The 7871-nt window shown below is 75.0% G+C and carries 7 protein-coding genes and 1 pseudogene; 3 read left to right on the top strand and 5 right to left on the bottom strand.

What is annotated here, in order from left to right:
- Together DY240_RS21305 and DY240_RS21300 are read right to left on the bottom strand one after the other, a co-directional pair.
- Positions 1–189, bottom strand: a pseudogene (locus tag DY240_RS21305) (hypothetical protein); the annotation flags it as partial.
- Positions 186–707: a SigE family RNA polymerase sigma factor gene (locus tag DY240_RS21300; RefSeq protein WP_119661843.1), complete on the bottom strand. Its 522-nt coding sequence runs from the start codon at positions 705–707 to the stop codon at positions 186–188. The pseudogene DY240_RS21305 and the gene DY240_RS21300, both read right to left, overlap by 4 nt.
- Positions 708–935: 228 nt before the next feature.
- On the opposite strand from DY240_RS21300, the gene DY240_RS21295 reads away from it, so the two are divergent.
- From DY240_RS21295 to DY240_RS21285, 3 genes are all read left to right on the top strand, one after another.
- Positions 936–3089, top strand: coding sequence for an MMPL family transporter (locus DY240_RS21295; RefSeq protein WP_199701947.1), 2154 nt, complete (start codon positions 936–938; stop codon positions 3087–3089).
- 62 nt (positions 3090–3151) lie between these two features.
- The gene (locus tag DY240_RS21290) at positions 3152–4714 is read left to right on the top strand and encodes a phytoene desaturase family protein (protein ID WP_119661855.1); all 1563 of its coding nucleotides are present in this window, start codon (positions 3152–3154) and stop codon (positions 4712–4714) included.
- The gene (locus tag DY240_RS21285) at positions 4711–5442 is read left to right on the top strand and encodes a tetratricopeptide repeat protein (RefSeq protein WP_119661841.1); all 732 of its coding nucleotides are present in this window, start codon (positions 4711–4713) and stop codon (positions 5440–5442) included. The genes DY240_RS21290 and DY240_RS21285 overlap by 4 nt, the downstream gene beginning before the upstream one ends.
- Before the next feature lie 118 nt (positions 5443–5560).
- Here DY240_RS21285 and DY240_RS21275 read toward each other — a convergent pair whose 3' ends face one another.
- From DY240_RS21275 to DY240_RS21265, 3 genes are read right to left on the bottom strand one after another with little or no spacing between them, the layout of a single operon-like run.
- On the bottom strand, positions 5561–6334 hold the full coding sequence (locus DY240_RS21275) for an aminotransferase class IV family protein (protein ID WP_119661839.1): 774 nt from the start codon (positions 6332–6334) through the stop codon (positions 5561–5563).
- The gene (locus DY240_RS21270) at positions 6331–7155 is read right to left on the bottom strand and encodes an oxygenase MpaB family protein (protein WP_119661854.1); all 825 of its coding nucleotides are present in this window, start codon (positions 7153–7155) and stop codon (positions 6331–6333) included. The genes DY240_RS21275 and DY240_RS21270 overlap by 4 nt, the downstream gene beginning before the upstream one ends.
- A complete protein-coding gene (locus tag DY240_RS21265) occupies positions 7152–7853 on the bottom strand; it encodes a class I SAM-dependent methyltransferase (protein WP_119661838.1) in 702 nt (233 codons plus the stop codon). The genes DY240_RS21270 and DY240_RS21265 overlap by 4 nt, the downstream gene beginning before the upstream one ends.
- Positions 7854–7871 lie beyond the last annotated feature (18 nt).

Raw genomic sequence — 7871 nt, 5'->3', positions numbered from 1 at the left:
CAGCAGCAGGGCCACGCCCACCCCGGCCGCGGCCACGCCCAGCGCGCCGCCGCCCAAGGCCGCGGCACGCCGGCGGCGCAGGTGGCGCCGTCCCCGCGCGAGGTCGTCCACCGCGGTGGAGGTCATCGGCGGCTCGCCGGCGAATCCCAGCCCGCGGAACCGCTCGCGCAGCTGCTCGTCCTCGTTCATCTCGATCGCCTCTCGGTCGTCGTCACGTCGTCGGTCGACAGGGCGGTGCGCAGGCCGGCCATCGCCCGCGCGGTCTGGCTCTTCACCGTGCCGGTGGTGCAGCCGAGGTCGTCGGCGGTCTCCTCCACGGACAGCCCGCACCAGTAGCGCAGCACCACGGTGGCGCGTTGCCGCTCGGGCAGCCCCTTGAGCGCGGTGACGAGCGCGTCGCTGTCCTCCAGCGAGAGCGCCTCGGGCGCGGCGGCGTCGACTCCGTCGAGTCCGAGGCGCTCGCGGCGCCACGGCCGCCGCGTCTCGTCCAGGTGCGCCCGGACGATGATCCGGCGGACGTAGGCGTCCTCGGCGCCGTCGGTGTGGATCCGTGGCCAGGCCGCGTACAGCTTGATCAACGCGGTCTGCACCAGGTCCTCGGCGGCGTGCCAGTCACCGCACACGAGGTAGGCGACGCGGCGCAGGTACGGCCGCCGGGCGTCGACGTAGGCCACGAACTCGTCGGCTCGCGCTTGCCGTCCGCTCACACCGTCTGCCCTTCGTCGCGGCCTCACCCTGTCACCTCCTAGACGGAGCCCGCGGCCGCCAGGTTGTCGCCGTCGGCCGGGAAACCGGGGGATAGCCCCACCCCGGGCCGGTGCCTGGCACCAGTGTGGTGCGGCCCGCCCGCGAGAAGCATGGTGAGCGACCTGTTGATCACCTGCCCGGAGGGCCGCCCGGTGTCGCACACCAGCTCCCGCTACTCCCGTCCACCCGTGACCGTACGGATCGCGCGCTGGAGCGCGACCCACCCCGGCCGTGCCATCGGCGGCTGGTTCGCGTTCGTGGTGCTGTGCCTGGCGGCCATGAGCGTCGCCGGCATCCAGCAGGCCGGCCAGCTCGACCTCGGCATCGGCGAGTCCGGCCGGGCCGACCGCATGCTCGACGAGGGCGGCCTGGAGGCGCCGATCACCGAGAACGTCCTCATCACCCCGGCCGGCGGTGACGCGGACGAGGCCGCCGCCGACGTCGCCGAGGCGATGGCCGCGCTGCCCGAGGTCGAGGCCGTCGGCACCCCGGTCACCTCGCCCGACGGCGCCGCCGTCACCGTCCCGGTCACCATGACCGGCGACGAGGAACAGGCCGAGGAGGACGTCCAGGCACTGCTCGACGTCACCGCCGGCGTGCAGGAGCAGTACCCGGACCTGCGGGTCGAGCAGGCCGGCGAGGCGTCGGTGATGAAGGGGTTCTTCGCCCTGCTCGAGGAGGACCTCGGCACCATCGCCGTCCTCAGCCTCCCGATCACGCTGCTCGTCCTGCTGGTCGCGTTCGGCGCGATCCTGGCCGCCGGAGTGCCGGTGCTGCTGGCGATCTCGTCGGTCGGCTCGGCGATCGGGCTCTACGCGCTGGCCTCGTACGCGGTGCCCGACGGCGGCACCGTCACCCACCTGGTGCTGCTCATCGGGATGGCGGTCGGCGTCGACTACTCGCTGTTCTACCTGCGCCGCGAGCGCGAGGAGCGGGCCCGCGGACGGGACACGCTGCAGGCCGTGGAGATCGCGGCCGCGACGTCCGGGCACTCCGTCGTCGTGTCCGGGCTGGCCGTCGCGGTGTCGATGGCCGGGCTCTACCTGGCCGCGGACGTCAACTTCGCCTCGATGGCCACCGGCGCGATCCTCGTCGTGGCGATCGCCGTCATCGGCTCGCTGACGGTGCTGCCGGCGCTGCTGGCCACGCTCGGTCACCGCATCGACCGCCCGCGCGTCCCGGTGCTGTGGCGGCTGACGAACCAGCAGCGTCCGCCCCGGTTCTGGCCGGCGGTGCTGCGTCCCGCCCTGCGCCACCCCGTCGCCACGCTGGTCGTGTCGGTGCTGGCGCTGCTCGCGCTGGCCGCTCCCGCGCTGAACCTGAAGCTGGCCAACCCCGACGAGGCCGCGTTCCCGCGCAGCCTGCCGGTCATGCAGACCTACGACCGCCTCGTCGAGGCGTTCCCGAGCACCGGCGCCGCGCACGAGGTCGTCGTCGAGGCTCCGGCGGACGAGGCGGGCGAGGTCCGCGCCGCACTGGAGGACCTGGCCGCCCGCACTGGAGCCGACGAGAACTTCGCGCACGACCAGGAGCCCGTCATCGTGCAGTCCGACGACGGGCGGTTCAGCTCGCTGCGCGTAGGCGTGCCGTTCGGGCCGGACTCGGAGGAGGCCGAGCACTCGCTGGAGGTGCTGCGCGACGAGCTGATCCCGGCGACGACGGGCGCGCTGCCGGGCACGACGACAGCGGTGACGGGCGACGTCGCCGGAGGGGTCGACTACAACGACAACCTGGCCGCGAAGCTGCCGTGGATCATCGGGTTCGTGCTGGTGCTGGCGTTCGTGATGATGACGGTGACCTTCCGCTCCGTCGTCGTCGGCCTCACCACGGTGTTCGTGAACCTGCTGTCGACGGTGGCCGCGTTCGGTGTGCTGGCGCTGGTGTTCCAGTACTCGTGGGCCGAGGGGCTGCTGGACTTCACCTCGACCGGGACGGTCGTCGTGTGGATCCCGCTGTTCCTGTTCGTGATCCTGTTCGGTCTGTCGATGGACTACCACGTCTTCGTCGTCAGCCGCATCCGCGAGGCGGCCGGCCGCGGGCTGCCGATCCGCCACGCCGTCCGCACCGGCATCACCACCTCGGCCGGCACCGTCACCAGCGCGGCGCTCGTCATGGTGGCCGTGTTCGGGCTGTTCGCGGCGATGCGGGTGCTGGAGATGAAGCAGATGGGCGTCGGCCTGGCGGTCGCGGTGCTGATCGACGCGGTCGTCATCCGGGCGGTCGTGCTGCCGTCGCTGATGGCGCTGCTCGGTGACGCGAACTGGTGGGCGCCGCGGTGGCTGCGCCGGTCACGGCCGGCGGTGGGCGCCGGGTCCGAGCGCGAACTGACCCCCGCCGGCTGATGTTGTGGCTCACGGCGGTCCCGGGTGGCACCGGCGGCGGGGGAGGCGTGAGGATGGCCGGCATGGCTGACGATCTCTCCGCGCTGCGGGCCCGGTACGACGCCGTCGTGGTCGGCGGCGGGCACAACGGCCTCACCGCCGCCGCCTACCTCGCTCGCGCCGGGCGCAGCGTCCTGGTGCTGGAGCGGCTGGACCACGTCGGGGGAGCGGCCGTCTCGGAGCGGCCCTTCCCCGGCGTCGACGCCCGGCTGTCGCGGTACTCGTACCTGGTGTCGCTGCTGCCGCGGCAGATCGTCGACGAGCTGCGGCTGCCGATCACGCTGCGGCGGCGCCGGTACTCGTCGTACACCCCGGTGGGCGGCGGCGGGCTGCTGGTCGACACCGGGTCGCGCGAGGCCACCCGCGCGTCGTTCGCGTCGCTGGGCGCGGCCGCCGACCACGACGCCTGGGAGCGGTTCTATGCGATGACCGGCGAGGTCGCCCGGCGGGTGGCGCCGACGCTGACGCAGCCGCTGCTCTCGCGCGCGGCCATGCGCGACGTCGTCGGGTCGGACGAGGCGTGGACCGCGCTGTTCGAGCGGCCGGTGGGGTGGGTGGTGCGGTCGGCCTTCGCGGACGACGTCGTGCGCGGCGTCGTCCTGACCGACGCGCTGATCGGCACGTTCGCCGCCGTCGACGAGCCGTCGCTGCGGCAGAACCGGTGCTTCCTGTACCACGTCATCGGCAACGGGACCGGCGACTGGGACGTCCCGGTCGGCGGCATGGGCGCGGTCAGCGGCGCGCTGCGCGACGCTGCGGTGGCCGCGGGCGCCGTCATCGTCACCCGGGCGACGGTCACGGCGATCGACCCGGCGACCGGCGAGGTGGCGTTCACCGGCGGCGACGGCGCCGAGCGGTCGGTCGGCGCGGGGCACGTGCTGGCCGGCTGTGCGCCGTCGACGCTGGACCGCCTGCTCGGCTCGTCGCCGGGGGAGGACGCGCCCGAGGGTGCGCAGCTGAAGATCAACCTGCTGCTGACCCGTCTGCCGCGGCTGCGCTCCGACGTCGACCCGGCGGCCGCGTTCAGCGGGACCTTCCACGTCAACGAGTCGCTCAGCCAGCTGGAGACGGCGTACGCGCAGGCCGCGGCCGGGTCGGTGCCGGACGTCCCGCCGTGCGAGATCTACTGCCACTCGCTCACCGACCCGACCATCCTCGGGCCGTCGCTGCGGGAGTCGGGTGCGCACACCATCACGCTGTTCGGGCTGCACCTGCCGGCCCGGCTGTTCCGCGCGGACAACGCGGCGACCCGGGACGCGGCGGTGAAGGCGACCTTGGCGTCGTTGAACTCCGTCCTGGCCGAGCCGATCGAGGACTGTCTCGCCGTCGACGCCGACGGCCGGCCCTGCCTCGACGCGCGCACCCCGGTCGACCTCGAGGCGACGGTCGGCCTGCCAGGCGGGCACATCTTCCACCGCGACCTGTCCTGGCCGTTCGCCGAGTCACCCGACGAGGTCGGCGGCTGGGGTGTCGAGACGCCGCACCCGCGGGTGCTGCTGTGCGGCGCCGGCGCCCGTCGCGGCGGCGGCGTCAGCGGCATTCCCGGCCGGGCGGCGGCGATGGCCGTGCTCGAGGCGGCCCGGTGAGCGGTCTCGCGGCGGCGCTCCCGGCGGGCGCCGATCCGGTGCTGGAGGCGGCGTTCGTCACCGGCGACTTCGACGCGGCCGACGCCGTGCTCGACGAGGCGCTGACGAGGGCGCGGGCGGACGACGACCGTCGGGCCAACGCCGCGATGCTGCACTGGCAGGGGATGGCGCTGCACTACCGGGCCATCGACGCCGGCCTGGACGCACTGGACCCGGCCGTCGTCGAGGCGGAGAAGGAGCAGTTCCGCCGCGCCCTGGCCTTCCGGCGCGCCTTGGGCGACCGGGCCGGCGTCGCGGAGTCGTTGTTCGGCCTCGGGCTGGTGCACCAGGTGCTGCGCCGCGACTGGGACGCCGCGGAGCCGTACTTCTTCGAGGCGCTCACCGAGGCCGACCAGCACGCCGACCTGCTCACGCGGTCCGAGGCGCACCGGCACGTCGGCTTCTTCCACCTCGTGGTCACCGGCCGCCCGGACGTCGCGGTCGGGCACCTGCGACACTCGCTCGCTCTCCGGCAGGAGCTGGGCGATCGGCGACTGCTCGCGACGGCGTCGCTGGCCCTCGGGCAGGCGCTGCTGGTGGCCGGCCACCGGTCCGAGGGTGTCGCCGCCATTCGCTCGTCGGTGGAGCAAGCGGCGGCGGGGCGGCTGCGGCCGATGTGGGCCGGCATGACGGCGGACTGGCTACGCCGTGCGGAGGCCGGCGAGACGCCGTCGTTCGCCCGGTCCTGACCCGCCCCGCCGGCGAGAGATCGCTGCGCACCGCCGACCAGTCCGGCACGGGCGCCCAGGCCGAGGTCGCCGTCACGATCCGCTCGGCCGACGGAGACGACGACGGCGACGACGACGGTCAGGGCGCGACGAGCGGCTCGGCCCCGTAGGCGTCGTGCAGGAACGCGATGAACTCCGGTGCGGCCGGTACCGGCACGTCGCCGATGCGGTGCACCGCGATGCCCGGCGTCCATGAGTTCACGACGACGGCGCCGGCGAGCGCGGGCAGGTCGGCGAGCCGCACCTCGGCGTCGCGCTGCGGCACGCCGCGGGCGGCCAGCTGCCGGCGCAGGATGCCCATGGTGACGCCGCCGAGCACGTCGGCCACCGGCCACACGACCGCCGCGCCGTCCCAGAAGGCCAGGTTCCAGATCGACGCCTCGCTGAGGCGGCCCCGGCGGTCGACGAACGCGGCGTCGTCGAAGCCGTCGCGGGCGGCCACCCGCTGCGCGTGCGTCTTCGCCACCTCGCCGACGTGCTTGACGGCGGGCAGGTAACGCTCGTACGGCACGACCGCGAGCGCCAGCGGACCGGCCGGCGGCGAGGCCGGTGGCCCGGTGCGGACGAGCAGGTCCAGCGGCCGGCCGTCGACGCCGTCGTACACCGTGGCGGTCAGCGAGACGTCCGCCGGGCCGGCCGCGAGCGCCGTCCGCAGGTACGCGCGCACCCGATCGTCGGGCAGCGAGCGGCCGAACAGCTCCTCCGAGGCCACCCGCAGGCGGTCGAGGTGCAGGTCGAGGCCGCGCACCCGGCGGTCGCGGACCTGCATCGCGGTGAAGTGGGCGTAGCCGGCGAAGGCGAGGGGCGCGAGGTCGGCGGTCGTCGCGTCGCGGCCGTTGCGGTGCACGATCACGCGGCGACCTCGCCGCGCGCCTGCTCCGCGCGCCGCATCGCCTCGCGGTAGATCGGGCCGTCGCGGACCGGCAGCGCGTTGATGACGCTGCGCAGCCCCGTGATGGCGAGCGATGCGGCGACGTCCGTCGTCGGCAGGCCAGGCAGCCGGTAGAGCCGCCGCGCCCAGCGGGGGAGCAGCGCGAACGCCGTCGTCGCCAGGCCCAGCCAGGCGGGCCGCCCGACGGCGACCACCTTCGTCGGCATGGGCGGCACGGTCAGGAACCGGGCGACGTCGCGCGCCTCGGCGGTGAGCCGCAGCTCCGGCCGGATCGACCGGTAGAACTCGCCGACCTCCGCGGCACTGGCCGGGACGGTGTCAGGATCGAGGCCGACGAGCGCGGCCGCGCGGGTCTGTTCGGCGTAGTAGCGGTCGACGTCGGCGTCGGTGAGCCCGATGCGCGCGCGCCGTGCCGTCGACACGAACGACTCGACCTCGGTGACGTGCACCCAGCGGAGCAGGTGGGGGTCGTCGACGCGGAACTCCTCGCCGGTGGCGGGGTCGTGCGCGCGGAGGCGGTCGTGGATGCGGCGCACTCGCCGGCCGGCCTTCTCGGCCTGCTCGGTGGTGCCGTAGACGACGATGCCGACGTACTCGGCGGTGCGCATGAGCCGCGGCCAGCAGTCGCGCCGGAAGTCGGAGTTCTGCACCACGCCGGCGACCGCCCGCGGGTGCAGCGCCTGCAGGTAGAGCGCGCGCAGCCCGGCCAGCCACAGCACCGGCTCGCGGTGGACGCGCCAGCTCACGCTGTCGGGGCCGAACAGGCCGAGGTCGGTGGTCACGGCGTCGCCCCGGCCTGCTCGCGGCGGAACTCCGCGCGCCAGCGGCGCCACGGCGGCACCGACGCCAGGCTCTCGACGGAGACGGCGACGAGGCCGTCCTGGGCGAACGCGTCGACCTCGGCGCGGCTGAGCGGCCACGGCGGCCCGGCTCCAGCGTCGCCGATGCTGCCGGTGTCGTCCTCGGATGCCGCGGCCGCGATGACCAGCAGGGTCCCGCCGGGCGCGACGAAGCCGGCCACCGACGCCGTCGCCGGCGGGTGGAGCGCCGGCGGCATCGACTGCACCGTCATGGACTCGACGACCAGGTCGAACGCGTGCCGCCACTGCGGCGGCGGGGCCAGCAGGTCGGCGGTGCGGTAGTCGACGGACGAGCCGGGGAACCGCTGGCGAGCGGCGGCGACGGCGCTGGGGGAGATGTCGAAGGCGGTGGTCGCCGCGCCCCCGGCGGCCAGGAACTCCGCGTCGAACCCCGTCCCGAAGCCGACCACCAGGACCCTGCCGCCGATTTCGCGCCGCGCGGCCCACTCGACGAGGAGTGGATGCGGCGCGCCGCGGTCCCACGGCACGACGGCGGCACCATCGGCCGCGGCGGCGTAGAGGCGCTCGAACCAGCCGGTCGGGTCGTCGGCCGCGAGCGACACCGCCGCCAGCCGCCGGGCGGCCTCGTCGGGGTCCTCGGTGCGGTGCTCGGTGGTCATCGCTGTCCAGCCTAGGTC

Source organism: Jiangella rhizosphaerae, from assembly GCF_003579925.1.
GTDB classification, from domain to species: Bacteria; Actinomycetota; Actinomycetes; order Jiangellales; family Jiangellaceae; genus Jiangella; species Jiangella rhizosphaerae.
Note: the sequence above shows the minus strand (reverse complement) of the source record. Positions and strands in the feature narration are given on the sequence as shown.

Coding starts and splice junctions, on each gene's coding strand:
- DY240_RS21290 (WP_119661855.1), top strand. CDS start 3,152: ATGGCTGACGATCTCTCCGCGCTGCGGGCCCGGTACGACGCCGTCGTG.
- DY240_RS21265 (WP_119661838.1), bottom strand. CDS start 7,853: ATGACCACCGAGCACCGCACCGAGGACCCCGACGAGGCCGCCCGGCGG.